The 24,865-nt window shown below is 67.0% G+C and carries 27 protein-coding genes and 1 pseudogene; 20 read left to right on the top strand and 8 right to left on the bottom strand.

What is annotated here, in order from left to right; all coding sequences use genetic code 11:
* Positions 1 to 31: 31 nt before the first annotated feature.
* Both WKW82_RS21650 and WKW82_RS21645 read right to left on the bottom strand, forming a co-directional pair.
* A complete protein-coding gene (locus WKW82_RS21650) occupies positions 32 to 1,198 on the bottom strand; it encodes an acyl-CoA dehydrogenase family protein (protein WP_340344402.1) in 1,167 nt (388 codons plus the stop codon).
* Between the two features lie 32 nt (positions 1,199 to 1,230).
* On the bottom strand, positions 1,231 to 2,049 hold the full coding sequence (locus WKW82_RS21645; RefSeq protein ID WP_340344401.1) for an IclR family transcriptional regulator: 819 nt from the start codon (positions 2,047 to 2,049) through the stop codon (positions 1,231 to 1,233).
* A 194-nt stretch (positions 2,050 to 2,243) separates the two neighbouring features.
* Between WKW82_RS21645 and WKW82_RS21640 the strand changes: the two genes are divergently transcribed.
* Positions 2,244 to 3,239: a 2-hydroxyacid dehydrogenase gene (locus WKW82_RS21640; protein ID WP_340344400.1), complete on the top strand. Its 996-nt coding sequence runs from the start codon at positions 2,244 to 2,246 to the stop codon at positions 3,237 to 3,239.
* Here the strand turns inward: WKW82_RS21640 and WKW82_RS21635 are convergent.
* Positions 3,226 to 4,179 carry a LysR family transcriptional regulator gene (locus WKW82_RS21635; RefSeq protein ID WP_340344399.1) on the bottom strand — a complete coding sequence of 318 codons (954 nt, stop codon included), beginning with the start codon at positions 4,177 to 4,179 and terminating at the stop codon, positions 3,226 to 3,228. The genes WKW82_RS21640 and WKW82_RS21635 overlap by 14 nt on opposite strands.
* 193 nt (positions 4,180 to 4,372) lie before the next feature.
* Here WKW82_RS21635 and WKW82_RS21630 point away from each other — a divergent pair, with 193 nt between their 5' ends.
* The 4 genes from WKW82_RS21630 to uraH are packed head-to-tail and all read left to right on the top strand — an operon-like array spanning position 4,373 to position 7,152.
* Entirely contained in the window at positions 4,373 to 5,710 is a 1,338-nt protein-coding gene (locus WKW82_RS21630; protein WP_340344398.1) for an MFS transporter, read from the top strand.
* 8 nt (positions 5,711 to 5,718) lie between these two features.
* The gene (gene uraD, locus WKW82_RS21625; RefSeq protein ID WP_340344397.1) at positions 5,719 to 6,270 is read left to right on the top strand and encodes a 2-oxo-4-hydroxy-4-carboxy-5-ureidoimidazoline decarboxylase; all 552 of its coding nucleotides are present in this window, start codon (positions 5,719 to 5,721) and stop codon (positions 6,268 to 6,270) included.
* Positions 6,267 to 6,776 carry a hydroxyisourate hydrolase gene (locus WKW82_RS21620; protein ID WP_340344396.1) on the top strand — a complete coding sequence of 170 codons (510 nt, stop codon included), beginning with the start codon at positions 6,267 to 6,269 and terminating at the stop codon, positions 6,774 to 6,776. Before uraD ends, WKW82_RS21620 begins: the two co-directional genes overlap by 4 nt.
* A gap of 22 nt (positions 6,777 to 6,798) precedes the next feature.
* Positions 6,799 to 7,152 (top strand): hydroxyisourate hydrolase, encoded by a 354-nt coding sequence (uraH, locus tag WKW82_RS21615; RefSeq protein WP_340344395.1) that lies wholly within the window; start codon positions 6,799 to 6,801, stop codon positions 7,150 to 7,152.
* A gap of 48 nt (positions 7,153 to 7,200) precedes the next feature.
* On the opposite strand, the gene WKW82_RS21610 is transcribed toward uraH, so the two are convergent.
* Positions 7,201 to 8,016, bottom strand: coding sequence for a transglutaminase-like domain-containing protein (locus WKW82_RS21610; protein WP_340344394.1), 816 nt, complete (start codon positions 8,014 to 8,016; stop codon positions 7,201 to 7,203).
* Between the two features lie 272 nt (positions 8,017 to 8,288).
* On the opposite strand from WKW82_RS21610, the gene WKW82_RS21605 reads away from it, so the two are divergent.
* Entirely contained in the window at positions 8,289 to 9,407 is a 1,119-nt protein-coding gene (locus WKW82_RS21605; protein WP_340344393.1) for a beta-ketoacyl-ACP synthase III, read from the top strand.
* A gap of 26 nt (positions 9,408 to 9,433) precedes the next feature.
* Here WKW82_RS21605 and WKW82_RS21600 read toward each other — a convergent pair whose 3' ends face one another.
* Positions 9,434 to 9,718: a hypothetical protein gene (locus WKW82_RS21600; protein ID WP_340344392.1), complete on the bottom strand. Its 285-nt coding sequence runs from the start codon at positions 9,716 to 9,718 to the stop codon at positions 9,434 to 9,436.
* A gap of 181 nt (positions 9,719 to 9,899) precedes the next feature.
* Here WKW82_RS21600 and WKW82_RS21595 point away from each other — a divergent pair, with 181 nt between their 5' ends.
* From WKW82_RS21595 to WKW82_RS21570, 6 genes are all read left to right on the top strand, one after another.
* Positions 9,900 to 10,262: a response regulator gene (locus tag WKW82_RS21595; protein WP_340344391.1), complete on the top strand. Its 363-nt coding sequence runs from the start codon at positions 9,900 to 9,902 to the stop codon at positions 10,260 to 10,262.
* A gap of 174 nt (positions 10,263 to 10,436) precedes the next feature.
* Entirely contained in the window at positions 10,437 to 11,081 is a 645-nt protein-coding gene (locus tag WKW82_RS21590; RefSeq protein WP_340344390.1) for a thermostable hemolysin, read from the top strand.
* Complete coding sequence (locus tag WKW82_RS21585) at positions 11,078 to 12,547, top strand: AMP-binding protein (protein ID WP_340344389.1); 1,470 nt, start codon at positions 11,078 to 11,080, stop codon at positions 12,545 to 12,547. The genes WKW82_RS21590 and WKW82_RS21585 overlap by 4 nt, the downstream gene beginning before the upstream one ends.
* A complete protein-coding gene (locus WKW82_RS21580; RefSeq protein WP_340344388.1) occupies positions 12,544 to 13,242 on the top strand; it encodes an iron-containing redox enzyme family protein in 699 nt (232 codons plus the stop codon). Before WKW82_RS21585 ends, WKW82_RS21580 begins: the two co-directional genes overlap by 4 nt.
* Positions 13,239 to 14,123, top strand: coding sequence for an SDR family oxidoreductase (locus tag WKW82_RS21575; RefSeq protein ID WP_340344387.1), 885 nt, complete (start codon positions 13,239 to 13,241; stop codon positions 14,121 to 14,123). Before WKW82_RS21580 ends, WKW82_RS21575 begins: the two co-directional genes overlap by 4 nt.
* Before the next feature lie 17 nt (positions 14,124 to 14,140).
* On the top strand, positions 14,141 to 14,836 hold the full coding sequence (locus WKW82_RS21570) for a tetratricopeptide repeat protein (protein WP_340344386.1): 696 nt from the start codon (positions 14,141 to 14,143) through the stop codon (positions 14,834 to 14,836).
* Between the two features lie 28 nt (positions 14,837 to 14,864).
* Here the strand turns inward: WKW82_RS21570 and WKW82_RS21565 are convergent, their stop codons facing one another.
* Positions 14,865 to 16,205: an ATP-binding protein gene (locus WKW82_RS21565; protein ID WP_340344385.1), complete on the bottom strand. Its 1,341-nt coding sequence runs from the start codon at positions 16,203 to 16,205 to the stop codon at positions 14,865 to 14,867.
* Positions 16,202 to 16,876, bottom strand: a complete 675-nt coding sequence (locus WKW82_RS21560) for a response regulator (protein WP_340344384.1) — start codon at positions 16,874 to 16,876, stop codon at positions 16,202 to 16,204. The genes WKW82_RS21565 and WKW82_RS21560 overlap by 4 nt, the downstream gene beginning before the upstream one ends.
* Before the next feature lie 135 nt (positions 16,877 to 17,011).
* On the opposite strand from WKW82_RS21560, the gene WKW82_RS21555 reads away from it, so the two are divergent.
* Positions 17,012 to 17,689, top strand: coding sequence for a phosphoglycolate phosphatase (locus tag WKW82_RS21555; RefSeq protein ID WP_340344383.1), 678 nt, complete (start codon positions 17,012 to 17,014; stop codon positions 17,687 to 17,689).
* Positions 17,690 to 17,809: 120 nt separating this feature from the next.
* Here the strand turns inward: WKW82_RS21555 and WKW82_RS21550 are convergent.
* Positions 17,810 to 18,362: pseudogene (locus WKW82_RS21550) on the bottom strand (chalcone isomerase family protein).
* A 331-nt stretch (positions 18,363 to 18,693) separates the two neighbouring features.
* Between WKW82_RS21550 and trpE the strand changes: the two are divergent.
* The 7 genes from trpE to WKW82_RS21515 are packed head-to-tail and all read left to right on the top strand — an operon-like array spanning position 18,694 to position 24,823.
* The gene (gene trpE / locus WKW82_RS21545) at positions 18,694 to 20,196 is read left to right on the top strand and encodes an anthranilate synthase component I (RefSeq protein ID WP_340344382.1); all 1,503 of its coding nucleotides are present in this window, start codon (positions 18,694 to 18,696) and stop codon (positions 20,194 to 20,196) included.
* Positions 20,193 to 20,582 carry a GxxExxY protein gene (locus tag WKW82_RS21540; RefSeq protein ID WP_340344381.1) on the top strand — a complete coding sequence of 130 codons (390 nt, stop codon included), beginning with the start codon at positions 20,193 to 20,195 and terminating at the stop codon, positions 20,580 to 20,582. The genes trpE and WKW82_RS21540 overlap by 4 nt, the downstream gene beginning before the upstream one ends.
* A complete protein-coding gene (locus tag WKW82_RS21535) occupies positions 20,579 to 21,163 on the top strand; it encodes an anthranilate synthase component II (RefSeq protein WP_340344380.1) in 585 nt (194 codons plus the stop codon). The genes WKW82_RS21540 and WKW82_RS21535 overlap by 4 nt, the downstream gene beginning before the upstream one ends.
* Before the next feature lie 11 nt (positions 21,164 to 21,174).
* A complete protein-coding gene (gene ltaE / locus WKW82_RS21530) occupies positions 21,175 to 22,230 on the top strand; it encodes a low-specificity L-threonine aldolase (protein WP_340344379.1) in 1,056 nt (351 codons plus the stop codon).
* A gap of 17 nt (positions 22,231 to 22,247) precedes the next feature.
* Positions 22,248 to 23,282, top strand: coding sequence for an anthranilate phosphoribosyltransferase (gene trpD / locus WKW82_RS21525; RefSeq protein WP_340344378.1), 1,035 nt, complete (start codon positions 22,248 to 22,250; stop codon positions 23,280 to 23,282).
* 2 nt (positions 23,283 to 23,284) lie between these two features.
* Positions 23,285 to 24,085 (top strand): indole-3-glycerol phosphate synthase TrpC, encoded by an 801-nt coding sequence (trpC, locus tag WKW82_RS21520; RefSeq protein WP_340344377.1) that lies wholly within the window; start codon positions 23,285 to 23,287, stop codon positions 24,083 to 24,085.
* 9 nt (positions 24,086 to 24,094) lie between these two features.
* Positions 24,095 to 24,823 carry a uracil-DNA glycosylase gene (locus WKW82_RS21515; RefSeq protein WP_340344376.1) on the top strand — a complete coding sequence of 243 codons (729 nt, stop codon included), beginning with the start codon at positions 24,095 to 24,097 and terminating at the stop codon, positions 24,821 to 24,823.
* Positions 24,824 to 24,865 lie beyond the last annotated feature (42 nt).

Raw genomic sequence — 24,865 nt, 5'->3', positions numbered from 1 at the left:
GACGCCCCGGGAATCCGCACCACCGCGGTCGTCAATATGACTTCGGCAGCCCCAGCACCTTCTCCGCGATGAAGCACAGCACCAGTTGCGGACTGATCGGCGCGATGCGCGGAATCAGGCTCTCGCGCAGGTAGCGTTCGACGTGGTATTCCTTCGCGTAGCCGAAGCCGCCGTGCGTCATCACCGCCTGCAAGCAAGCCTGGTAGCCGGCTTCCGCGCCAAGGAACTTGGCCGTGTTGGCTTCGGCGCCGCAGGGCAGCCCGCGGTCGAAGCGATCGGCCGCCTTCAGCATCATCAGGTTCGCGGCTTCCAGGTGCATCCAGCATTCGGCCAGTGGATGCTGGATGCTCTGGTTCTTGCCGATCGGCCGGTCGAACACCTCGCGCTCGTTCGCATACTGCGTGGCACGCTGCAGCGCGACCTTGCCGAGCCCGATGGCCTCCGATGCGATCAGGATGCGCTCCGGATTCATGCCGTGCAGGATGTAGTGGAAGCCCTTGCCTTCCTCGCCGATGCGGTCTTCCACCGGCACGCGCAGGCCATCGATGAAGACCTGGTTGGAGTCGACCGCCTTGCGGCCCATCTTGTCGATCTCGCGCACCTCGACGAAGCGGCGGTCCAGGTCGGTATAGAACAGGCTCAGTCCATCGGTATGGTTCTTCACGTCCTCGATCGGCGTGGTGCGGGCGAGGATCAGCATCTTCTGCGCGACCTGCGCGGTCGAGATCCAGACCTTCTGGCCGTCCAGCACATAGTGGTCGCCGTCGCGTTCGGCCCTCAGCTTGAGCCGCGTGGTGTTGAGCCCGGTGTTGGGTTCGGTGACCGCGAAGCAGGCCTTCTCCGTGCCCTTGACCAGCGGCGGCAGCATGCGTTGCTTCTGCGCGTCGGTGCCGAAGATCACCACCGGCGAGAGGCCGAAGATGTTCATGTGCACCGCCGATGCGCCGCTCATGCCCGCGCCCGATGCGCTGATGGTCTGCATCATCAGCGCGGCCTCGGTGATGCCCAGGCCGGAGCCGCCATACGCCTCCGGAATGCAGATACCGAGCCAGCCGGCGTCCGCCAGCGCCCGGTGCAACTCAAAGGGAAAGCCGCCTTCCTTGTCCTTCTGGAGCCAGTAGTCGTCGTCGAACTGCTGGCAGACGCGGCCGACGGCGTCGCAAACGGATTGCTGGTCTTCGGAGAGGTCGAAATTCATGCGCGGGCAGGGCGATCAGTTCAAAAGCGAGTTCAGGCGCCGAGGGTCGGGGGCGCCCCAAGCGCGGCTTCGATGCTGCGCGCCAGCGTGGCCAGGCGCGGGCCGACCTCGTCCAGCAGTTGCCCCGGCTTCAACTCGAAGCTGGGCACGGTGCAGGCAAATACATAGATCTCGTCGGGACTGCCGGCGGTGCGCAGCGGCACGGCCACGGCTTCCAACTGGCGTTGCAGGTCGCCGTGGCTCACGCAGAAGCCGCGCTCCGCCAGGTCGGCGCGGGTTTCCCGCATCCGCTCTTCCAACCAGGCGCCTTGCGCCGCGTCGGCCTCCCGCACGCTCTCGATGTAGCGCTGCGCCTGCTCGGGCGGCAGGGCGGCCAGGTAGGCGCGGCCGGAGGCGGTGCGCGACAGCGAGATGTGGCTGCCCATGGCCGGACGCACCGTCACGCAATCCTTGGACTGCGCGAGTTCGATGAACACCAAGTCCAGCCCCAGCCCCAGCCCTAGCGAAACCTGAGCGCAGACCCGGTCGGCCAGTGCCTGCATCGGCCCGAAGGCGAGTTGCCGGATCGGCGTACGGGCGAGCAGCGGCGCGGCCAGCCGTGCCAGGCCGGGCGCGGGCATGAAGCGGCCGTCGGCTTCCTCGTAGCGCAGCAAGCCGACCTCGGTCAGCGTGGTCACGAGCCGGAACAGGGTGGGCTTGGGCAAACCTGTCGCGGCCATGAGGTCGCGTGCCGTGAGCGACGGGGCATCGACGCTGAAGGCCTGGAGGATATGGATGCCGCGGGCGAGGGCGCTGCCGCCCGGCTTGTCGGCGTCGTTCGAGGTATCTTGAAAACGAGACTCTTGATCCATTTAACTTTCCTTGGGCTGCATTGTGTAGCGATGAATCGCTCGAATCAATAAATTTCAAGACATGGGTTTCAATTTTGGGGGAATGGGTAGCTTCAGCAAGACTTGTGCGCGTCGCCTCATCTGCTACCCGCTGTAACGCGCAACACGGCACCCGGCGTATCGGGTACACCTGCCATCCCCATCGGGAGGTGCCCATGAAAATTGCCGTCTTCAGTGCCAAGCGTTATGACCGCGACTTCCTCGAAGCAGCCAATGCCATGCAAGCGCACCAGTTGCATTTTTTCGAGGTGGCCCTGGCGCCCGAGTCGGCGGCGCTCGCCGAGGGCCATGAGGCCGTCTGCGTCTTCGTCAACGACATCGTCGATGCCGCGATGCTCGAGGTGCTGCAACGCGGCGGCACGAAGCTGGTCTGCCTGCGCTGCACCGGCTTCAACAACGTCGATCTCGCGGCAGCTGCGAAGCTGGGCATCAAGGTGGTGCGCGTGGTGGACTACTCGCCGTTCTCGGTGGCAGAGCACGCGGTGGCGCTGTTGCTGGCCATCAACCGGAGCGTCCACCGCGCATACAACCGCACCCGCGATTCCAATTTTTCCCTCGACGGCCTGATGGGCTTCGACTTCCATGGAAAGACCGCCGCGGTGGTCGGCACGGGCAAGATCGGGCGTGTGTTCGCGCGGATCATGCTGGGCTTCGGCTGCCATGTGATCGGCTACGACAAGTTTCCGTCGGCGGAATTCGAGGCGCTCGGCGCACGCTATGCGGAACCTGGCGAGATCGGCGCGAGCGCGGACATCATCTCCCTGCACTGCCCCCTGACACCCGAGACCTATCACATCGTCAACGCGGATTCGCTCTCCCGCATGAAGCGCGGCGCCTTGCTGGTCAACACCAGCCGGGGCGGCCTGGTGGATGCGGAAGCCGCGATCCAGGCGCTCAAGACCGGGCAGCTCGGCGGCCTCGCGCTGGACGTCTACGAACAGGAGGCCGAGCTGTTCTTCCGCGACCTGTCCAGCACCATCGTCACCGACGACGTGCTGCAACGGCTGATGGCCTTTCCCAACGTGATCGTGACCGGCCACCAGGCCTTCTTCACGCGCGAAGCGATCTCGACGATCTGCGAGACGACCTTGAACAGCGTGAGCGAATTCGAGGCCGGCAAGCCGTTGTCGAACGAGATCAAGTTGCCTTGATGCTGGCGCGGGGCGCATGCGCCCGCCCCACCTCGGCGATCGCCGCACGCAGCCAGCGATGCGCCGGCGAATGGTGCGCGCGCTCATGCCACAGCTGATAGAAGCGCATCGTCGGAAAGTCCGGCGGCGTCTTCAGGATCACCAGCCCCAGCGCAGCCGCGTAGTGCTCGGCGAAATGCCGTGCCGTGGTGAACACCAGGTCGGTACGCGCGACCACGTGCGGCGCCAGCCCGAAGTAGGGCACCGACACACGCGCATCGCGAGCCACATGGTGCTTCGCCAGATGCGTCTCGACCACGCCGCGATGCAGACCCGAGTAACGCATCGGCGCGAGATGTGCCGCCGCCAGGTACTGCGCTTCCGTCAGCTCCGCGAAGTCGGCCAGCGGATGACCGGGCCGAACGAGGCACACCAGTTCGTCCTCCAGCAGCAGCAGGGTGTGGAGCAACTCCGGCGGGTTGGGCCAGTTGCCGATGATCACGTCGAGCAGGTCGTCGGCCAGCGCGCGTTCGCTGTCGAAATCGGGGCCCATGGGATGCACTTCCAGGCGGCACAGCGGCGCCTCTTCGCGGATGCGCCGTGCCACCTCGGCCAGCACCGATGGCGCCAGGTAATCCGGCGAGGCCACGCGAAAGGTGAGGGCGGCCCGCTGCGCATCGAAGTCCTCGCGCGAGGCCACCAGCACCGACATCGCATCCAGCGCCACCCGCGCCTGCGCCGCCAGTTGCAGCCCGCGCTCGGTCGGGATCATGTCGAGCTTGTTGCGCACCAGCAGCGGGTCCGAAAGGATCAGCCGCAGCCGCTTGAGCGCGGCGCTGACGGCCGGCTGGGTCTGGCCCATGCGCCGCGCGGCGCGCGAGACGCTGCGCTCCTCCACCAGCGCGCAGAGCGCCCGGAGGAGGTAGCCATCGAGTGGGTCGACGTTGCTGCGTGAGGTCATTGCGTCATGCCTTGAGCGGGGCCTCGGCCGGGGCCGGAGCCGTGGCCCATGGTCTTTGCTGATCGACTCTATATCGAAACCGCTGCCGCCGAGGCCTCCCGTTTTTGCCCGAAAAAGCGCAATCTTCGGCCTCCCGATCCAACCCCCCGATCCACCCTCGATCCGCCTTCATCGAATCATCCCGGAGCCGCGCATGACCACGATTCCCTTGCCCTCCCCCGCAGTCGCGGGAACGGGCCCGACCAACGACCTCGACGCCACCTATCGCAAGATCACCTGGCGCCTCATTCCCTTCCTGTTCGTCCTCTGGGTGCTGGCCTGGATCGACCGCGTCAACATCGGCTTCGTGAAGCTCACGATGCTGGACGACCTGAAGTGGAGCGACTCCATCTACGGCCTCGGCGCCGGCATCTTCTTCCTCGGCTACTTCTTCTTCGAAGTGCCGTCCAACCTGCTGCTGCAACGCATCGGCGCCCGCAAGACCATCACCCGCATCTGCATGGGCTGGGGCATCGTCTGCGTGCTGATGATGTTCGTCAAGACGCCGGCGATGTTCTACTTCCTGCGCTTCCTGATGGGCGTGTTCGAAGCGGGCTTCTACCCCGGCGTCATCCTGTACCTCACCTACTGGTACCCGAGCGAACGCCGCGCCAAGGCCTTCGGCATGTTCATGTCCGCATCGGGCGTGGCCGGCGTGATCGGCGGCCCGCTCGCGGGCACCTTGATGACCAGCCTGCATGGCGTCAACGGCTGGGCCGGCTGGCAGTGGGTGTTCCTGGTCGAAGGCGTGCCGTCGATCATCGCTGCCGTCGTCACCTGGTACTACCTGACCGATCGGCCGCAACAGGCCAAGTGGCTCTCGCCGGCGCAACGCCAGCTCATCGAGGCCGACCTTGCACGCGACCGGGCCTCGCTCGGCCATCGCGAAGAAAGCCTGCTCGCATCGCTGAAGGACGGCCGCCTGTGGCTGCTGATCCTGGTCTTCTTCTGCGTCATCGCAGCCAACTCGTCGCTGACCTTCTTCGGCCCGTCGGTGGTCAAGGAAGTCGGCTTCACCGACCCGGCCACGGTCGGCTGGATCATGGCGCTGTCGTACCTGTTCGGCGCCATCGGCATGGTGATCAACGGCCTCCATTCCGACCACAGCAAGGAAGCACGGCTGCACTGCGCCTTTGCCGCAGCGCTCGGTGCGGTCGGCCTGCTGTGCACCTCGCTCTTCATCAGCGTGAGCCCGGTGCTGGCGCTGGTCGCCCAGACGGTCGCCATCATCGGCACCATGAGCGCCATCCCGGTGTTCTGGCAGTTGCCCGGCCGCTTCCTCGCGGGTGCCGCTGCCGCCGGTGGCGTCGCGCTCATCAACTCCATCGCCAACCTCGCGGGCTTCGGTGCGCCGGCCATGCTCGGCTTCATCAAGACGCAGACCGGTGGTCTCGCACCAGGCCTGCTGATCGTCGCCGCCGTGGAGGTGTGCGCAGCGATCCTGATCCTCTTGTTCGTCCCGCGCTTCGTCAACAAGGCCGCCGGAAAGTAAAGCAAACCATGACGACTTCAACCCTCACGATCTCCGCCGTTGCCGACATGGACCGCGACGCCTTCATCGACACGCTGGGCGACCTGTTCGAACACGCGCCCTGGGTGGCCGAGGCAGCCTGGGCCGTGCGCCCCTTCGCCACCGAAGACGCACTGCATCGCGCCATGCTTGAGGCCGTGCGCGCCGCGCCCTTGCCAAGGCAGATCGCCTTCCTGCGCGGCCATCCCGAACTGGCCGGCAAGGAAGCGCAGGCCGGCACGATGACCGGGCATTCGACCTTCGAGCAGCGCGGCCTGGACAGCCTGAGCCCCGCGGAGTTCGCCGAGCTGCGCTCGCTCAACGCCGCCTATGCGCAGCGCCACGGCTTCCCTTTCATCATCTCCGTGCTGGGCCACACGCGGGCCGGCATCTTCGACGCGCTGCGCATGCGGCTGCACCGTGACACCGACACCGAACGCGAGGAGGCGCTGCGCCAGATCGGCCTGATCACGCGCCGCCGGCTTGCCGCGCTGTTCCGCGCTCCCGAATCCGATCGCTCAACCCTGCAGGCCACGACATGATCGACAAACCCCTGAGCCGTCGCTCCTTCCTCCCCGCCAGCCTGGCGCTCGGCGGCATCGGCCTGCAACTGGCCGGCCATGCACACGCTGCCGATGCGCCCGCCGCGGTGCCGGCAGGCCTCACCACCGCCCCGGTGTCGCAGTCCGACCTGAGCCCCCGCCTCACGATGCATGCGATCGACATCTTCCACGGCACGCCCGGCGCCGGCATGAAGGTCGACCTGTCGATGTTCGACAACGGCGCCTACAAGCCGCTCAAGTCGATCGAGACCGCGCCCAACGGACGCTCCGCCGATCCGCTGCTGCTCGAGGGCACCTACAAGGCCGGTCGCTACGAAGTGCTGCTGCACATCGACGAATACTTCTCGCGCTTCGACACGCCGCTTCCCAAGCCCACCTTCCTGTCGACCGTGCCGCTGCGCTTCGTGGTGCGCAACCCGCAGGAACGCATCCACCTCGCGATCCTGTTCACGCCGTGGAGCTATTCGTACTACCGCGGCAGCTGAGTCCACCACCAGGAGCAATCAAATGGCAGGCATCTCCACCCACGTCCTCGACAGCGCCAGCGGCCGCCCCGCCGCAGGCGTGCGCATCGACTTCTCGGCCTTCGACGGCACCACATGGAAGCTCGTGAAGACCATCACCACCAACAAGGACGGCCGCACCGACGCACCCGTGCTCGCGCCCGCGGACGCCAAGGTCGGGCAGTACGAACTGCTGTTCCACGTCGGCGACTACTTCCAGCGACCCGGTGCCAATCAATCCGAGGCCCCGTTCCTCGACACCGTGCCGGTGCGCTTCTCGATCTTCGATGCGAAGCAGCACTACCACGTGCCGATGCTGTGCTCCGGCTGGAGCTGCTCGACGTATCGGGGGTCATGAGTCCCCAGGGCCGGGCTGTGTCCGGCCCGCCTCCCGAGGGGAATCGAGTCAAGACGGTGGCGCCACATCGACTTGAGAGCCAGGCAATACCTCCTCGACCGTGACCTCCATCTCCCCCATCTCCAGCGGCCCGTAGTTCGATAGAAACGCCACGTCCGCCGCGTCACGCCCATAGGCCACGACGATGCGCCCGCCGCGCGGTTGATCCTGCGTGCCATCGAAGGTGTACCAGCGACCGCCCACGAAGGCTTCGAACCACGCGTGCATGTCCATCGGATCGAGCCGGTGGAGGTAGCCGACCACGAAGCGCGCCGGGATCCGCAGCGCGCGGCACAGGCTGATGCCGACGTGCGAGAAATCCCGGCACACGCCGGCCCCATCGTTCAAGGTGTCCAGGGCATCGGTGCTTCCGGAACTGACCCCGTACTTGTATTCCAGGCTGGCGTGGATCCAAGCGCGGATCGCCTCGACCTGTGCATAGCCCGAAGCGGCGTCGCCGACGATCGCCTGCGCCTTGTCGCCCATCTTGTCCGACGGGCAGTAGCGGCTTTGCAGCAGGTACTTCAGCACATCGAAGGGCAACTGCTCGACCGGGGTCGCCAAGGCGTCGACATCCACGGCGATGACCTCGTCCGTCACCATGACCATGTCGACTTCGATGCGCATCTCGCCTTTCGGGATCTTCATGCGCTGGCACAGGTTGCCGAAGTCATCGACATATTCCGTGGTCGCCACCCACGGGTCGAGTTCGTAGCATTCCTGCACCATCCATTGCGCCTCGCCGCTGCGCGGCCGCAGCATCGCGACGACGGGGCAGTCGCTGCTGGCGGAGACGGTCATCTTGCAGGTGGCGTGCAGTTTCATGGTGGAGGCGAGATGGGTTGGAGGTGAATGGACACGCAATTGACGCGCCAAGCGATGGTCGCCGGACGCGGTCACGCCGGACGCCGGCCGTTGCAACCGGATCGCGCAGGCGAACCACCCGGTGATCGGTAGGGAAACGCTGATGTGTGCGCTGGATCGCAGTCTCCCTCAGCACAAATCCGTAGCCGGGGGAGCGCTAGCGGTAGCGGACAATCTGCCTCGACCCCGGGCAGTTCGCTTGCCCCTTTACAACACAGATCAGAGAGACCGTCATGCATCGTGTCGCCATCAGCAGTACCGGCCTGTTCATCCCGCCGGAGGTGATCACCAATGAGGAATTGGTCGAGGCCTACAACCAATACGCCGCATTGGAAAACGCAACGCACGCCGAGGAGATCGCCGCCGGCACCCGCGCCGCGCTGACCAACTCCAGCGTCGAGTTCATCGAGAAGGCCTCCGGCATCAAGCGCCGCTACGTGATGGAAAAGTCAGGCGTGCTGGACCCGCACCGCATGCGCCCGGTCTTCAAGCCCCGGCCCGACACCGAGATCTCCCTGATGGCCGAGATCGCCGTCAAGGCCGCGCAGGACGCGCTTGCCAAGGCCGGCAAGACTGCGGCCGACGTCGACATGGTGATCTGCGCCTCGGCCAACATGCAGCGCGCCTATCCCGCGATGGGCGTGGAGATCCAGACCGCACTCGGCATCCAGGGCTTCGGCTTCGACATGAACGTGGCCTGCTCGTCGGCCACCTTTGGACTGGAGATGGCCTACAACGCGGTGCGCAGCGGCGGCGCCCGTGCCGTGCTCATGGTCAATCCGGAAATCACCTCGGCCCACCTCGCCTGGAAGGACCGCGACTGCCATTTCATCTTCGGCGATGTCTGCACCGCAGTGCTGGTGGAACGCCTGGAACTGGCGCCGCCGGGCGCCTTCGAGATCCTGGGCACGAAGGCGCTGACGACCTTCTCCAACAACATCCGCAACAACTTCGGCTTCATGTCCCGCGCCGAAGACCGCGACCCGGACGACCGCGACCAGCTCTTCCGCCAGGAAGGCCGCAAGGTGTTCAAGGAAGTCTGCCCCATGGCCGCCGACCACATCGAGCAACACCTCGCCGCGTTCAGTTACACGCCCGCCGACGTGCGCCGCTTCTGGCTGCACCAGGCCAATCTGTCCATGAACCAGTTCATCACGCGCAAGCTGCTCGGCCACGACGCCACGGCAGACGAGGCGCCCGTGATCCTGGACGAGTTCGCCAACACTGCATCCGCCGGTTCCATCATTGCCTTCCACCGGCACCAGGCTGATTTCAAGGCGGGCGACGTGGGCGTGATCTGCTCCTTCGGCGCGGGCTATTCGATCGGCAGCGCGATCGTGAAGAAGCTTTGAGGATGCATCGGGCAGTGGCCCGATGCTCAGGCCTTGGAATCGGGCAACGCGCGCGCCAGTGACTCGTTCACCTTCTTCAGCTTCTCGACCGACGCACTGAGCTGCTTCTCGATTCGCTCCGTCTGCGCGACGGCGCGATCCACTTCCGGGGGCAGCGAAGTCTTCGGAACTTCGCGGTCCAGCACGGCATGGACGACCGCGAGGTCATCCGAGGCCTTCTCGACCACCTGCGCCGCCTCCTTGTTTTCCTTGAGGGACTTGGCGAGGACGGCCTGGTTTTCAGGTCCGGTGGGTGACGGGAGCTTGGACATGGAGATCCTCGTTTCGAGCAACGGCCCGATGCTATTCAGAAACGCGGCAGATCGCAGAGGGCGTTGACAGATCAGGCTTTCGGCCTACACGCATTTCGCGTTGTACTCGTATAACGGTGATCCGTGTTGCCCTGCAACGCACAAAGACAGGCAGGGCGCAACTGCCGGAAGCCATGCCCCCATGCCCGTCGCCGCCGTCCTCGTCGAAGACAGCCAGACCATCCGGGACAACCTGATCCCGGCGCTGGCCGAGCTTGCCGACGTGGAAGTCGTCGCCATCGCCGAAACGGCGAACGAGGCCGTCGCCGTCGTGGAAGGCCTGCAGGATCGTTGGCAACTGGTGGTCGTGGACCTCTTCCTGCGGGAAGGGACGGGCCTGGCGGTCTTGCGGGCCTTCCAGGATCGCCTGCCGCACCAGCGCCTGGCGGTGCTCACCAACTACCCCACGGAAGAGATGCGGCGCCGCAGCCTCGCACTCGGTGCCGACGCGATCTTCGACAAATCGAAGGAGCTCGAACTGTTTTTCGCGTGGTGCAGGAGCTGACCGGTCCCTGGCGCGTCTGCGCGGGCATCGGGCCAAAAGGAGGCCCCTTCCCGTCGATCGTTCACTGCGGCTCGCGTTCGGCCGCTGCTCTTAATCTGGCCTTAATCGCCTCGATCGAACATTTGCTCCCTGAGCCGACCCGCAACCCGCGGGCATGCCGAGGGAACCATGTTCATGTCACCACCCATTCGCGACAGCGCCGATCGTTCGCCCACTGGCGATCCCGCTGCACCAGTGTTCGAACTCACACTCCATGGCATCGACGATCCGCGCCGCGCTGCCGTCGAAGCCTTCATCAGCGGGGTCTATGCGCGTTGCTACGGCGCCATGGTGCCGCACTTCGCCCCCATGCTCGTGGGCCTGCGCGAGAACGGCGAATTGCTGGCGGCCGCAGGCTACCGGTCCGCGGCACATGAACCGCTGTACCTCGAGTGCTATCTGCCCGCGCCCGTGGAAGCCATCGTCGCGGCGCGCATCGGCGAGCGGCCCGCGCGTTCCGACATCGTCGAGGTCGGCCACCTTGCCGCAAACCGCGGCGGTGAAGGACGGCGCCTGGTCCAGCTGCTGGCGCTGCATCTCGCGGCGGAAGGCTTCGACTGGGTGGTGGGCACCGTCACGCGCGAACTGAAGCCGATGCTCGAGCGGCTCGGCGCCGCACCCGTGACGCTGGGCGCGGCCGACCCTGCATCCCTGGGCGACCAGGCCGCTCACTGGGGCCGCTACTACGAGCACCAGCCGGTGGTCCTGGCGACGCACCTCCAGCGCGACCTGCAGCGCCACCGCGCGCGCCGCGCCGCAGCGGCGGGGGGCGATCGGTGAACCCGGTCGTCGATCCTTGTGCCATCGCCCTGGACGATGGCCAGCGCCGCTGGACCTTCGCCGAACTGGACAGGGCGTCTGCGTCCCTGGCCCAGCGCCTGCGCGACCAGGAAACCCGCGTCCTCGCGACGCTGATGGACAACACGCCGGCCTGGGTGGTCGCCGACCGCGCCGCGTTGCAGGCCGGGGCAGTGCATGTGCCCTTGCCCAGCTTCTTCACGCCCGCGCAGATTGCCCATGCGTTGGGTTCCGCGGGCGTCGACACGCTGCTGTTACCGCCATCGCTTGCCGCGCGCTGGCCGCAGGCGCCAGCCACTGAATGCGCCGTCGCGGCACAGCCGCTGGCCCTGCTGCGCCTGCCCGCACGGGCCGTGCCGATGCCCTTGGGAACCGCCAAGATCACCTTCACCTCGGGCACCACCGGGGCGCCCAAGGGCGTGTGCCTCGGCGAGGCTGCCATGCATCGCGTGGCGCTGGGCCTGGTGCAGGCGATGGAGCCTCTGGACATCCGCCGGCACCTGTGCGCATTGCCCTTTGCCGTGCTGCTGGAAAACATTGCCGGTGTCATGGCGCCCCTGCTGCGCGGCGCGACCTGCGTGGCCTTGCCGTTGGGCAGCCTCGGGCTCAGCGGATCGTCGAGCTTCGATGCCGCCCGCTTCCACGAGACGGTGGTGGCGCAGCAGCCGGACAGCCTCATCCTGCTGCCGCAGATGCTGCGAGCCTGGGCCGGCCATCTGGCGCGCAGCGGCCAGCGTGCACCTTCGTCGTTGCGCCTGGTCGCCGTCGGCGGCGCGGCGGTGGGCGAGAAGCTGCTGCTTGGCGCGCGCGCGCTGGGCATCCCGGCCCATGAAGGCTATGGACTGTCGGAAGGCGCCTCGGTGCAGACGCTCAACCTGCCCGGCCACGACCGCCCCGGGACGGCCGGTCGCGTGCTGCCGCATGCGCGCCTGCGTGTCGCGAGCGACGGCGAGATCGAGGTGGCCGGCAGCCTGTTCTGCGGCTACCTCGGCGGCGATGCCGCCATGCCCACCTGGTGGCCCACTGGTGACCTCGGGCGCATCGATGCGGACGGCTTCCTGCACCTGGACGGACGCAAGAAGCACCTGCTCATCACCGCCTTCGGCCGCAACGTCTCGCCCGAATGGGTGGAGACCGCGTTGCGCAGCGAAAACGCTGTCGCGCACGCGGTGGTCTTCGGCGACGCCCAGCCGGCATTGAGCGCGGTGCTGTGGCCGGTGCATGCGGACGCGCCCGATGCCGTGCTGAACGCCGCCGTCGACACCGCCAACGCCACCTTGCCCGACTACGCACGCGTGCGGCGCTGGGTGCGCGCGCGGGCCGCTTTCGGCGCAGAGGCCGGCACGGCCACCGCCAATGGCAGGCCGCAGCGCGCGGCCATCCTGCAACTTCACGCCGACGCACTGCTTGCCCCGGCGCTTTCAACCGACGAATGGGAGACTTCATGAGCTTTCACGCCCGACTTCTCGCGCAGACTGCCGACGCCCGCATGGGCCTGCTGGGCACACCCATCATCCAGGGCTGCCTGCGCGGGGAGGTCTCGTTGCCCAGCTACCTGGCATTCCTGCGCGAGGCGTACCACCATGTGCGGCACACCGTGCCGCTGCTGCATGCCTGCAAGGCCGCGCTGCCGGAGCGCAACCACTGGCTGCAAGGCCCGCTGGATGAATACATCGAGGAGGAGCAGGGCCACGACCAGTGGATCCTGGACGACATTCGCGCGTGCGGCGGCGACGCCGATGCCGTGCGGGACGGCATGCCCGGCCACGCCACGGAAGTGATGGTGGCTTATGCCTACGACACCATCGCGCGGCGCAACCCGCTGGGCTTCTTCGGCATGGTGCATGTGCTGGAGGGCACCAGCGTCTCGCTCGCGCTGATGGCCGCCGAGCAGATCCAGAGGCCGCTGCAATTGCCTGACGCGGCCTTCACCTACCTGCGCTCGCACGGCACGCTCGACCAGCAGCACACGGCGCACTTCGAACTGCTGATGGACCAGGTCGCAAACCCGCATGACCAGGACGACATCGTCCACGCCGCGCGCGCATTCTTCCGGCTCTATGGCGATGTCTTCCGCAGCCTTCCGCTGCCGAAAGTCGAGGCGGGGCCAGACGCCGCGACCGCCACGGGAGCCACGGCATGAAGGCCGCTGCCAGTCGGGTGCTCTTCACGGGCGCGGGCGGCGGCATCGGCAATGCGGCCATCCCGCTGCTCGTGAAGGCCGGCGCATCGGTCATGCTGGTCGGGCGTTCGCCGGCGCGGCTCGCCGCGCAGGCACGTGCGCTGGTGCGCGACGGCGGCGTCGAGCGACAGCGCGTCGAGTGGTACGCAGCCGACCTCGCGCGCGAGGCCAGCCTGGAAGGCATCGCGGACGTGGCGACCGGATGGGGTTGCAACGTGCTGGTGCACGGCGCAGGCGTACCGGGATTCGGGCGCATCGAATCGCTGGCCGCCGCGGACATGGCAAAGGTGCTGCACCTCAACCTGCTCGTCCCCATGCTGCTGACCCAGGCATTGCTGCCGCAGCTGCGCGGCCTGCCGGCGGCGCAGGTCATCTTCGTGGGCTCGGCACTCGGCCGGCTCGGGCTGCCCGGCTTCAGCGTGTACAGCGCCAGCAAGTTCGGACTGCGCGGCTTTGCCGAATCGTTGCGCCGCGAGCTCGCCGACACGCAGGTGCGCGTGCAATATTTCGGTCCGCGCAGCACGCGCACCGGCTTCAACAGCGGCGAGGTCGAGCGCTACAACGCGGCCACGGGCACGGCCATGGACGCGCCCGATGTCGCCGCGCGTGCGCTGCTGCAAATGCTCGAGAGCGGCAAGGCGGAGTGCTTCCTCGGCTTTCCCGAGAAGCTGGCGGTGCGCCTCAATGGCCTGGCCCCCATATGGCTGGATGGCGCCTTCCACAAGCATCGGCGCAGCCTGCCGCCCGTGACGCAGGCGGCAAGGCCGGTCGCGGGCCGGGGCGAGCCGCGCGAACTCGTCGTCCCGCCCGACTCCCACTCCCTTTTCGACAACAGCCTGTGAACCCCAGAGGAGGATCCATGAAAAAACGCGCGTTCCCGTCCGCAATCTCCATCGACTTCGCCCCGGACCGGCGGCGACTCCTGGGCGTGCTCGCCGCTTCGTCCGTGGCCGCGTCGTTGCCGGCGGCCGTGCGTGCCGCGCCCGTGGACGATGCGGTCGCCGAACTGCAGCATGACTGGGAGGTGATCCGCTACCAGACGCCTGCGGCCGAACGCCAGAAGCGCTTCGAGGCGCTGGCGGGAAAGGCCCGCAAGGCCAGCGAAAGCTTCCCCGGCCGGCCGGAGCCGCTGGTCTGGGAGGGCATCATCGTCAGTTCGTGGGCCGGTGAGAAGGGCGGCCTTGGCGCGCTCGGCCTGGTCAAGCAGGCCAAGGCACTCTATGAGTCCGCCATCGCGATCAACGGCGATGTGCTCGATGGATCGGCCTACAACAGCCTGGGCGTCCTGTACTACAAGGTTCCCGGCTGGCCCGTGGGCTTCGGCGACAAGGCCAAGGCGAACGAGTTGCTGCAAAAGGCCTTGTCGATCAACCCGAAGGGGATCGACCCCAACTACTTCTATGGCGAATACCTGGTCGAGACCAAGCAGCCCGACCAGGCGGTGGCGTATCTCGAGCGCGCCATCCAGGCAGCCCCCCGTCCGGGCCGCCAGATTTCCGATGCGGGGCGGCGCGAAGAGGCCCGGGCGCTGCTGCAAAAGGCCAAGGCGAAGTAGTCCAGGCGCCGTCGCGTGAGGGCGGCCTTCAGAACCGCAGCAGCACTTTCACGCCCCGGCCTTCCGCGATCGAGCCGAACACCGGTTCCAGCCCGTGCAACTGGGCGATCCGGCGCACGATCGACACGCCCAGCCCGCTGCCAATCTCGGACTGGCCGTCCGGCCGGTAGAAGCGCTCCCCCAGCCGGACCAGTTGTTCGGGGGACAGCGGTGGTCCTTCGTTCTCGAGTTCCAGTTGCTCGGGGCCGATGCGCAGGGTCACCGTGCTGCCCCTGGGCGCATAGCGCACCGCGTTGTCCACAAGGTTGCGCAGCAGCACGGTCATCAGGTGCTCGTCGCCCAGCAGTGGCATCGGGTGCTGGCCATGCGGCGGCCACTCGCATGCGAGTTCGATATGCCGGCGCTCGGCCAGCGGCAGGCAGTCGCTCATCACCTGTTCCACGATCGCGGGCCAGTCGATCTCGGCCTGCATGGCCGGTTTCGCGCCCGACTCGACCCTGGAGAGCGACAGCATCTGCGTGACCAGCCGCCCCATGCGATCCAGGCCGGTGCTGAACTTCTGTTCGGCCTCTTCGCGTTCGCCAGGGTTCGCCGAGCGTCGCACCACATCCCACTGGGCCCGCAACACCGCCAGCGGTGTTCGCAATTCGTGCGCGGCATCCGCGGTGAAGCGGCGTTCGCGGACCAGGAGTTCCTCGATCCGGGCGAACAAGCCATTCATCGCACCCAGCAGCGGTCTGAGCTCGACAGGTGCCAGCGCGTCGGGTACCGGTTTCAGATCGGCGGCATCGCGCGCTCGCAATTGCACGGTGAGCTGTCGCACGGGCGAGAGCGCACTGCGCACCGCCCACGTCATCACCGCGAGCAGGACCGGCAACACCAGCAGCCACGGCACGACCTGCGTCACCGTCAGCCCATACACCATTTCGTCTCGCTCGTAGGCACGCTGCCCGGCGGCAACGAGCCATTGGCCGTCGACGGACTGCAAGTAGTAGACGCGCCAGATGTGGCCATCCACCGTCTCCTCGACGAAACCGCTGGCCTGCGGCAGATGCTGCAGCTGTATGCCTTCGCGGTCCGCCAGCATGCGCTTGCCGTCGCGGTCCCAGACGGCGATCGCGAGATCGCGCACGTCGGCTTCGCCGGCCCCGGCATCGCCTTCGCGCGGCTCGGGCGGCAACCGCGCGTTCATCCCGGTGTAGGACGGCCCCAGCGTCGATTGCACCTCGCGCGCCAGCCTGATCAGCCCGGTGTCGAACATCTCGTTGACTTCGTGCCGGGCGCGGCTGATCGACAGATACAGCGCCACCCCCCACACCAACGGCGCGCAGACCAGCAAGTAGAGAAGCAGCCGGCGCTGGAGACTCATGGGCTGGCCTCGCCGGAGCCGATGGCATAGCCCACGCCGCGCACGGTGCGCACGATGGCCGGGTCGATCTTGCGGCGCAGGTGGTGGATATGCACTTCGAGCGAGTTGCTCTCGGGCTCGGCGCCACTCCAGTCGTAGAGCTTTTCCTGCAGGTAGGCCTTGGACAGCACGCGCTGCGACTGGCCGAGCAGGACCTCGAGCAGGGCCAGCTCACGCCCGGTCAGGTCGACCTGGACGCCACGCCAGCGCACGATCTTGGTGGCCGGGTCGTATTCGAGCGCCCCATGCTGCCAGACAGCCTGTGCATGTCCGACGGTCCGGCGCAGCAGCGCCCGCAGGCGAGCGGCCAACTCATCGATGGTGATGGGCTTGACCAGGTAGTCGTCGGCGCCCGCATCGAGCCCCGCGATGCGTTGCTCGATGCCGTCGCGCGCGGTCAGCACGAGCAGCGGGCATTTCACGCCGCGCTCGCGCCAGCGCTGCAGCCAGACCATGCCATCGCCACCGGGCAGACCCAGGTCGAGTACCACGGCATCGAAGGGGGCGCTGACGAGTGCCGCATCGGCCCTGGCGCCGCTTTCGAACCAGTCGACGGCGTGGCCGAGCTGGCGCAGGCCCGTGGCCAGCGCATCGCCGAGCAGGGCGTCGTCTTCGACAATCAAGAGCCGCATGGAACAGGCGTCGGCGGTGCGTGGGAGTGGAGGGTGGCGTGCCGCTGCCATTATGAGGACCGCGGACCACTGGGGGCGTCGCGATCCTGTCGCAGCGGATAAGCTGGCGGCGTCTTGAACGCCATCGCACCTGCCTTGAACACCCTCCGCTTCGACACCTCCACATTCGACGCAGCCATCGTCGACCTCGACGGCACCATGGTCGACACGCTCGGCGATTTCGTCGTGGCGCTGAACCTGATGCTCGACGATCTTTCGCTGGCGCATGTCACGGCCAAGGACGTCGAATCCATGGTCGGCAAGGGCTCCGAGCACCTGATCCGCTCGACCTTGCGCCATGTGCGCGGCAGCGAGGCCGACGAGGCGCTGTGCGATGCGGCCTGGCAGCGCTACACCCACCACTACCTGATCATCAACGGCCAGCATTCCGCGGTGTACCCCGGCGTCGTTGAAGGCCTCATGGCTCTACGCGCCCAAGGCCTGCGCCTGGCCTGCCTCACCAACAAGCCGAACGATTTCGCCAAGCCCCTGCTCGCGGCCAAGGGCCTCGATGCTTACTTCGAATTCGTCTTCGGCGGCGACGCCTTCGAGCGCAAGAAGCCCGACCCACTGCCCCTGCAGAAGACCTGCGAGGCGCTCGGTACCTCACCCGCGCGCACGCTCATGGTCGGCGACTCCAGCAACGACGCGCAGGCCGCCCGCGCGGCCGGTTGCCCGGTCGTGCTGGTGACCTACGGCTACAACCACGGCGAGCCGATCCAGGGCGTCGATGCCGACGCCTTCGTCGACAGCCTGGCTGAACTCAGAGGGTGAGAAGATTTCGTAGCGAGGGCGCCAGCCGGGAGGCCGGTTCGCGGAGCGCAGCCGTACACCCGTACGGCGAGCACCGCAGGCCCGAGATCGGCGGCCGCAGTAGAAAGATTCTCAGCCTCGTCACGCAGCCTTGCCCAGCAACGCATCCTTGAGCTTCCAGTCGGCCGGATTCGTGCCGATCCAGATGCGCAGCAGCGCGTTGAAGAAAGCGTGCTCGTTGATCGGCTCGCCCTGCACCACGCCCTTGACGGTGACCACCGTGCCGATGTCGGGCACCCAATCGACGGTGAAGGTGTCGCCCGCCTTCAACGGCTTCTGCTCGGTGAACCTGGCTCATCCGCAGCAGCCCTGGCACGACGGCGCTGAATTCGCTGCGCGGCATGTTGTCCGCCACGCCGCGGGTGAACAGCTTGCCGAACTCGTTGGCGTCGATGTCGCGCAGCACCGTCACGGTGATGCGCTTCGGGCCGGCGGAAGCCAGTGCCTCTTCCGTCGTGCCGACCTTCTTGCCGAGATAGAGCCCGGCGGTGTAGACCTTGAACACGGCCTTGTAGCGCACGCCGGCGCCGTTGAGCTTCAGCTTGCTGCCGCGAAGTTCGATGCCTTCGTCGAGCTTGACGCCTGCCACGTCGATGGTGGCCGCCGACGCCCCAACAGCGCGAATGAAGCCAATGCCAGAAGAGCTTGGGGATGTGCGCGCCGGATGGCGGTCTGGAGCATCAAAAAAGTCTCCGTCATGTCTCGAAACTCCCCGGGATGTATCTTTTTGTACATGCATTCTCGCTCAGCTAAACTCCGCCGTTCCATGTTCATTCATCACGTCATCCAGACAGGTCAAGGCAGCCGGGGAGCCTGGCCCTGGCGTCGCCCGTCGTCGCTGTCTCGTTGATTGCACGGCGCACGCCGTGCGCCCGCGGCGCCTGATCACTTCTCGACTCAGGGCCACCCATGAATGACACCGCCACCGGCCAACGACGCGCCGGCCGGCAGACGGAGGACATCTCGTGATCACCGAACTCGAATTCAAGAGCCTCAGCGCCCAGGGCTACAACCGCATCCCGCTGATGATCGAGGCCTTTGCCGACCTCGAAACTCCGCTCTCGCTCTACCTCAAGCTGGCCCACACCAAGGACGGCGGCAAATACAGCTTCCTGCTGGAATCGGTCGTCGGCGGCGAGCGCTTCGGCCGCTACAGCTTCATCGGCCTGCCGGCCCGCACGCTGATCCGCGCCAGCGGCTTCGGCGCCGAGGCCCGCACCGAAGTCGTGACCGACGGCGTTGTCGTCGAGACCGCCAGCGGCAACCCGCTCGACTTCATCGATGCCTACCAACGCCGCTTCAAGGTCGCGCTGCGCCCCGGCCTGCCGCGCTTCTGTGGCGGCCTGGCCGGCTACTTCGGCTATGACGCGGTGCGCTACATCGAGAAGAAGCTCGAAAAGACCTGCCCGCCCGACACGCTCGGCTGCCCCGACATCATGTTGCTGCAGTGCGAGGAACTGGCGGTCATCGACAACCTCTCGGGCAAGCTCTACCTGATCGTCTACGCCGACCCGACGCGCCCCGAGGCCTACCCCAACGCCAAGCGCCGCCTGCGCGAACTGCGCGACCAGCTCAAGTACTCCGTCGCCGCCCCGCACGTCAGGCCGACCCAGGCGCACCCGCCCGAGCGCTCCTTCGCCAAGGCCGACTACCTGGCCGCCGTCGAACGCGCCAAGGAACTCATCGCCGGCGGCGACTTCATGCAGGTCCAGGTCGGCCAGCGCATCAGCAAGCGCTACACCGAATCGCCGCTGTCGCTGTACCGCGCGCTGCGCTCGATGAACCCCTCGCCCTACATGTTCTTCTACGACATGGGTGACTTCCACGTGGTCGCCGCCTCGCCCGAGATCCTGGTGCGGCAGGAGAACATGCCCGACGGCGAACAGAAGGTGACCATCCGCCCGCTCGCCGGCACGCGCCCGCGCGGGGCCTCGATCGAGCTCGACAAGGCTGCTGAAGTCGAACTCATCAACGATCCCAAGGAGCGCGCCGAACACGTCATGCTGATCGACCTGGCGCGCAACGACATCGGCCGCATCGCGAAGATCGGCACGGTGAAGGTGACCGAGGCCTTCGCGGTCGAGCGCTACAGCCACGTGATGCACATCGTGAGCAACGTCGAAGGCACCCTGAAGGACGGCATGCGCGCCATCGACGTGCTCAAGGCGACCTTCCCCGCCGGCACCCTGACCGGCGCGCCGAAGGTCCACGCGATGGAGCTCATCGACGAACTGGAACCCATCAAGCGCGGCCTCTACGGCGGCGCCTGCGGCTACATCAGCTATGCCGGCGATATGGACGTGGCCATCACCATCCGCACCGGGATCATCAAGAACCAGGTGCTGCACGTGCAGGCGGCGGCGGGGGTTGTTGCCGATTCGGTGCCGGAGCTGGAGTGGAGGGAAACCGAAGCCAAGGCGCGGGCCTTGCTGCGGGCGGCCGAGTTGGTGGAAGAGGGGTTGGAATGAGCTCGCCGGACATCCAGAACGATTTCTCGCACGAGATCATCGGCGCCTGTGTCGAAGTGCAGCGCGTGCTCGGCACCGGCCTGAGCGAAGCCGCCTACGCCGCCGCGCTGGAGGTCGAACTTGCGGAGCGCGAGATCGGCTTCAAGCGGGACGTGCCGCTGTCGGCCACCTACAAGAACCGGCCGCTCGGCGAGGTGTACCGGGCCGGCTTCGTCGTCGAGCAATCGGTGATCGTGGAATTGCGCGCCGCCGATGTGCTGACGGACCTGCACCGCGCGCAAGTCATGGCCGCATTGCGGCTGTCGGGCCTCAAGCTGGGCCTGCTGATCAACTTCAATGTGTTCCCCGTCGTCAAAGGCGTCCACCGGATCGTGAGCAAGCCATGAAAGTCCTGATGATCGACAACTACGACTCGTTCACCTACAACATCGTCCAGTACCTGGGCGAGTTGGGTGCCGATGTCGATGTGGCGCGCAACGACGAGATCAGCGTGGCGCAGATCGGCGAGCGCATTGCGGCGGGCATCACGCGGCTCGTGATTTCGCCGGGCCCTTGCTCACCGGCGGAAGCGGGCGTCTCGGTCCCCGCCATCGAAGCCTTCAAGGGCAAGCTCCCCATCCTCGGCGTCTGCCTCGGTCACCAGGCCATCGGCGCGGCCTTCGGCGGCAAGATCATCCGCGCGCAGCAACTGATGCATGGCAAGACCAGCGAGATCACGACCACGCAGGAGGGCGTCTTCGCCGGCCTGCCCGAGAAGTTCGTCGTCAACCGCTACCACTCGCTCTCCATCGAGCGCAAGTCCTGCCCCGCCGAACTCGCCATCACCGCCTGGACCGACGACGGCGAGATCATGGGCGTGCGCCACACCGGCTTTGCGCACGACGTGCGCATCGAGGGCGTGCAGTTCCACCCCGAATCGATCCTGACCGAGCACGGCCACGCCATGCTCAAGAATTTCCTCGACTGAGACGACAAGCCATGGCATCCGCTTCCACTACCGTCGACCTGCGCAGCGACACCGTCACCCAGCCCACTCCCGCCATGCGCGCCGCGATGATGGCCGCGCCGCTCGGCGACGACGTTTTCGCAAGCGATCCGACCGCCAACGCGCTGCAGGAAAAGATCGCTTCGATGCTCGGCTTCGAAGCCGCACTGTTCGTCCCCACCGGCACGCAGAGCAACCTCTGCGCAATCCTCTCGCACTGCGGCCGCGGCGACGAATACATCGTCGGCCAGATGGCCCATTGCTATCGCTGGGAAGGTGGCGGCGCGGCGGTGTTCGGCAGCGTGCAGCCGCAGCCGCTGGACCACGCGCCCGACGGCACGATTCCCCTCGCGCAGATCGAGGCCGCGGTCAAGCCCGATGACGCGCATTTCGCGCGCACGAAGATGCTCGCGCTGGAGAACACCCTCGGCGGAAAGCTGCTGCCCTTCGACTACGTGCAGGCCGCCACCGGCCTCGCTAAATCAAAGGGCCTGCAACGCCATCTCGATGGCGCACGCCTCTTCAACGCTGCGGTGGCCCAGGCCGCGCAAACCGGCAGCGATGCGCGCATCGAAGGCCGCCGCATCGCGCAATGCTTCGACAGCGTCTCGGTCTGCTTCAGCAAGGGCCTGGGCGCACCGATCGGCTCCGCGCTGTGCGGCTCGCGCGAGTTCATCGCGCGCGCCCATCGCATCCGCAAGATGGCCGGTGGTGGCATGCGCCAGTCGGGCTTGCTGGCTGCCGCGGCCTCGCATGCACTCGACCACCACATCGATCGTCTCGCCGACGACCATGCGCTTGCGCAACGCCTCGCGGACGGCATCTCCGGCATCGACGGCTTCATCGTCGAGAAGCCGCAGACCAACATCGTGTTCGTCGACCTCGAAGGCCCGGCCAAGGCCAAGTCCGCCGGCTTGATGGCGCACCTCGCCGAGCACGGCGTGCTGGCCACGGGCCTCTACAAGCTGCGCTTCGTCACGCACCTGGACGTCGACGCGGCGGGTGTGGACCGCGCGATCGAGACGGTCCGCGCGTACTTCAAGAACTGAAAAAAGGAGACTCCACCATGCCCATCACCCCGCAGGAAGCGCTCCAGCGCACCATTGAACACCGCGAGGTCTTCCACGACGAGATGCTGCACATCGTGCGCCTCATCATGAGCGGCGAATGCTCGCCCGTGATGATGGCCGCGCTCATCACCGGCCTGCGCGTCAAGAAGGAAACCATCGGCGAGATCACCGCCGCCGCGCAGGTCATGCGTGAGGTGTCGACCAAGGTGCCGGTTGCGGACACCCGCAACCTGGTCGACATCGTCGGCACCGGTGGCGACGGCTCGCACACCTTCAACATCTCCACCTGCTCGATGTTCGTGGCGGCTGCGGCCGGCGCCAAGGTCAGCAAGCACGGCGGGCGCAGCGTGTCGAGCAAGTCGGGCAGCGCCGACGTGCTGGAGTCGCTTGGCGTCAACATCAACCTGAAGCCCGAGCAGATCGCGAAATGCATCGCCGACGTCGGCATCGGCTTCATGTTCGCGCCCAACCACCATCCGGCGATGAAGAACGTCGCGCCAGTGCGCAAGGAACTGGGCATCAAGACGATCTTCAACATCCTCGGCCCGCTGACCAATCCGGCCGGCGCGCCGAACATCCTCATGGGCGTGTTCCATGCCGACCTGGTCGGCATCCAGGTGCGCGCGCTGCAACGCCTCGGCACCGAGCATGCGATGGTCGTCTATGGCCGCGACGGCATGGACGAGATCTCGCTTGGCGCGGCCACGCTGGTCGGCGAACTCAAGAACGGCGAGATCCGCGAATATGAACTGCATCCGGAAGACTTCGGCTTCGCGATGTCGAGCAACCGCGCCCTGCGCGTGGAAACGCCGGACCAATCGAAGGCCATGCTCATGAGCGTGCTCGACAACCAACCGGGCCCGGCGCGCGACATCGTCGTGCTCAACGCGGGTGCCGCGCTCTATGCGGCCAACGTGGCCGACTCCGTCGCCGCGGGCGTGGCCAAGGCACGCGCGTCCATCGAGTCCGGCGCGGCCAAGGCCAAGCTCGCCGAACTGATCAAGGCAACCAGCGCGGCAGGAGCGAACTGAGCATGTCCGACATCCTCGACAAGATCGTTGCGGTCAAGCACCAGGAAGTGGCGGCGCTGAAGCAGCGCACGCCGCTGGACGCCATCCGTTTCGACGCCGAAAGCCGGGTGCTCACGCGCGATTTCGTGGGCGCGATGCGCACCAGGATCGCCGCAGGCCAGGCGGCCGTGATCGCCGAGGTCAAGAAGGCCAGCCCGAGCAAGGGCGTGATCCGCGCCGACTTCATCCCGGCCGACATCGCGCAGAGCTATGCGGAAGGCGACGGCACCATCAGCGCGGCCTGCCTTTCGGTGCTGACCGACAAGCAGTTCTTCCAGGGCGGCATCGACTACCTCAAGCAGGCGCGCGCGTCCTGCGAACTGCCGGTCCTGCGCAAGGATTTCATGGTCGATGCTTGGCAGATCTACGAATCGCGCGCGATCGGTGCCGACGCGATTCTGCTGATCGCGGCCGTGCTCGACGATGCGCAGATGAGGGACTTCGAAGCCATCGCGCTGGGTCTGGGCATGGCCGTGCTGGTCGAGGTGCACGACGCCGCCGAACTGGAACGCGCCCTCCAACTCAAGACGCCGCTGGTGGGCGTCAACAACCGCAACCTCCGCAACTTCGAGGTGTCGATCCAGACCACCATCGACCTGCTGCCCAAGCTGCCTGCCGACCGCCTGATGGTCACCGAATCCGGCATCGCCACCCGTGACGACGTCGCGAAGCTGCGCGCCGCCGGCATCCACGCCTTCCTGGTCGGCGAGACCTTCATGCGCGCCGACGAACCGGGCGACGCGCTCGCCGAACTGTTCCGCTGAGGCGCTCGCATGCCGGAAGCACGTACGGATCAACTGTCCAGCAGCAATCCGGTCGACTGGCCGGTGGCGCCCGGCTGGCAGCCGCTGGTCGACGGATTCTTCGCCAGCCCGGTCGGCCAGAAGCTGCTCGGCTTCCTGGGCGAGCGACTGGCGAGCGGCGCGACGATCTTTCCGCCGCAGCCGCTGCGCGCGCTGGAACTCACGCCGCCCGAGCAAGTCCGCGTCGTCGTGCTCGGCCAGGACCCGTACCACGGCCGCGGACAGGCCGAGGGGCTGGCCTTTTCGGTCGCGCCCGGCGTGGCGATCCCGCCGTCGCTGCGCAACATCTTCAAGGAGTTGCAGCGCGACCTCGGCACGCCGACCCCGCCGTTCCCGAATCCGGGCGGCAGCCTGGTGAACTGGGCGAAAAAGGGCGTGCTGCTGCTCAACACCTGCCTGACCGTGGAGGAGGCCCAGCCCGCCAGCCATGCCGGCCAGGGCTGGGAGGTGCTGACCGACGCCGTGATCGGCCAAGTGGCGCAAGGCGACCGCGCCGTTGTCTTCATGCTCTGGGGCGCCCACGCCCAGAGCAAGCGCGCCCTGATCGACATGCAGCGCCACAAGGTGCTGGTCGCCAACCACCCCTCGCCGCTGTCGGCCCTGCGGCCGCCGCTGCCCTTCATCGGATGCGGCCATTTCGGGCAGGCGAGAGCCTGGCGGGACGCGCAAGGCACGGCTTCGGTGCGAAATTCTGGGTAGCGGATCGACGGCCCCTTCTATTCATGCTATATTCCGAGGCTC

This window comes from Variovorax rhizosphaerae (genome assembly GCF_037889975.1).
In the GTDB taxonomy this organism is placed as follows: domain Bacteria; phylum Pseudomonadota; class Gammaproteobacteria; order Burkholderiales; family Burkholderiaceae_C; genus Variovorax; species Variovorax rhizosphaerae.
This window is presented reverse-complemented; position numbering and strand designations above follow the sequence as displayed.

What these genes read in the sequence shown, in the direction of transcription:
- WKW82_RS21565 (WP_340344385.1), bottom strand. Translation starts at nt 16,205, where the DNA reads ATGAGTCTCCAGCGCCGGCTGCTTCTCTACTTGCTGGTCTGCGCGCCG.
- trpD (WP_340344378.1), top strand. Translation starts at nt 22,248, where the DNA reads ATGCCCATCACCCCGCAGGAAGCGCTCCAGCGCACCATTGAACACCGC.
- WKW82_RS21605 (WP_340344393.1), top strand. Translation starts at nt 8,289, where the DNA reads ATGCATCGTGTCGCCATCAGCAGTACCGGCCTGTTCATCCCGCCGGAG.
- trpC (WP_340344377.1), top strand. Translation starts at nt 23,285, where the DNA reads ATGTCCGACATCCTCGACAAGATCGTTGCGGTCAAGCACCAGGAAGTG.
- WKW82_RS21635 (WP_340344399.1), bottom strand. Translation starts at nt 4,179, where the DNA reads ATGACCTCACGCAGCAACGTCGACCCACTCGATGGCTACCTCCTCCGG.
- WKW82_RS21515 (WP_340344376.1), top strand. Translation starts at nt 24,095, where the DNA reads ATGCCGGAAGCACGTACGGATCAACTGTCCAGCAGCAATCCGGTCGAC.
- WKW82_RS21575 (WP_340344387.1), top strand. Translation starts at nt 13,239, where the DNA reads ATGAAGGCCGCTGCCAGTCGGGTGCTCTTCACGGGCGCGGGCGGCGGC.
- WKW82_RS21560 (WP_340344384.1), bottom strand. Translation starts at nt 16,876, where the DNA reads ATGCGGCTCTTGATTGTCGAAGACGACGCCCTGCTCGGCGATGCGCTG.
- WKW82_RS21620 (WP_340344396.1), top strand. Translation starts at nt 6,267, where the DNA reads ATGATCGACAAACCCCTGAGCCGTCGCTCCTTCCTCCCCGCCAGCCTG.
- WKW82_RS21535 (WP_340344380.1), top strand. Translation starts at nt 20,579, where the DNA reads ATGAAAGTCCTGATGATCGACAACTACGACTCGTTCACCTACAACATC.
- WKW82_RS21590 (WP_340344390.1), top strand. Translation starts at nt 10,437, where the DNA reads ATGTCACCACCCATTCGCGACAGCGCCGATCGTTCGCCCACTGGCGAT.
- WKW82_RS21595 (WP_340344391.1), top strand. Translation starts at nt 9,900, where the DNA reads ATGCCCGTCGCCGCCGTCCTCGTCGAAGACAGCCAGACCATCCGGGAC.
- uraH (WP_340344395.1), top strand. Translation starts at nt 6,799, where the DNA reads ATGGCAGGCATCTCCACCCACGTCCTCGACAGCGCCAGCGGCCGCCCC.
- ltaE (WP_340344379.1), top strand. Translation starts at nt 21,175, where the DNA reads ATGGCATCCGCTTCCACTACCGTCGACCTGCGCAGCGACACCGTCACC.
- WKW82_RS21645 (WP_340344401.1), bottom strand. Translation starts at nt 2,049, where the DNA reads ATGGATCAAGAGTCTCGTTTTCAAGATACCTCGAACGACGCCGACAAG.
- WKW82_RS21610 (WP_340344394.1), bottom strand. Translation starts at nt 8,016, where the DNA reads ATGAAACTGCACGCCACCTGCAAGATGACCGTCTCCGCCAGCAGCGAC.
- WKW82_RS21570 (WP_340344386.1), top strand. Translation starts at nt 14,141, where the DNA reads ATGAAAAAACGCGCGTTCCCGTCCGCAATCTCCATCGACTTCGCCCCG.
- uraD (WP_340344397.1), top strand. Translation starts at nt 5,719, where the DNA reads ATGACGACTTCAACCCTCACGATCTCCGCCGTTGCCGACATGGACCGC.
- WKW82_RS21600 (WP_340344392.1), bottom strand. Translation starts at nt 9,718, where the DNA reads ATGTCCAAGCTCCCGTCACCCACCGGACCTGAAAACCAGGCCGTCCTC.
- WKW82_RS21540 (WP_340344381.1), top strand. Translation starts at nt 20,193, where the DNA reads ATGAGCTCGCCGGACATCCAGAACGATTTCTCGCACGAGATCATCGGC.
- WKW82_RS21630 (WP_340344398.1), top strand. Translation starts at nt 4,373, where the DNA reads ATGACCACGATTCCCTTGCCCTCCCCCGCAGTCGCGGGAACGGGCCCG.
- WKW82_RS21580 (WP_340344388.1), top strand. Translation starts at nt 12,544, where the DNA reads ATGAGCTTTCACGCCCGACTTCTCGCGCAGACTGCCGACGCCCGCATG.
- WKW82_RS21640 (WP_340344400.1), top strand. Translation starts at nt 2,244, where the DNA reads ATGAAAATTGCCGTCTTCAGTGCCAAGCGTTATGACCGCGACTTCCTC.
- WKW82_RS21650 (WP_340344402.1), bottom strand. Translation starts at nt 1,198, where the DNA reads ATGAATTTCGACCTCTCCGAAGACCAGCAATCCGTTTGCGACGCCGTC.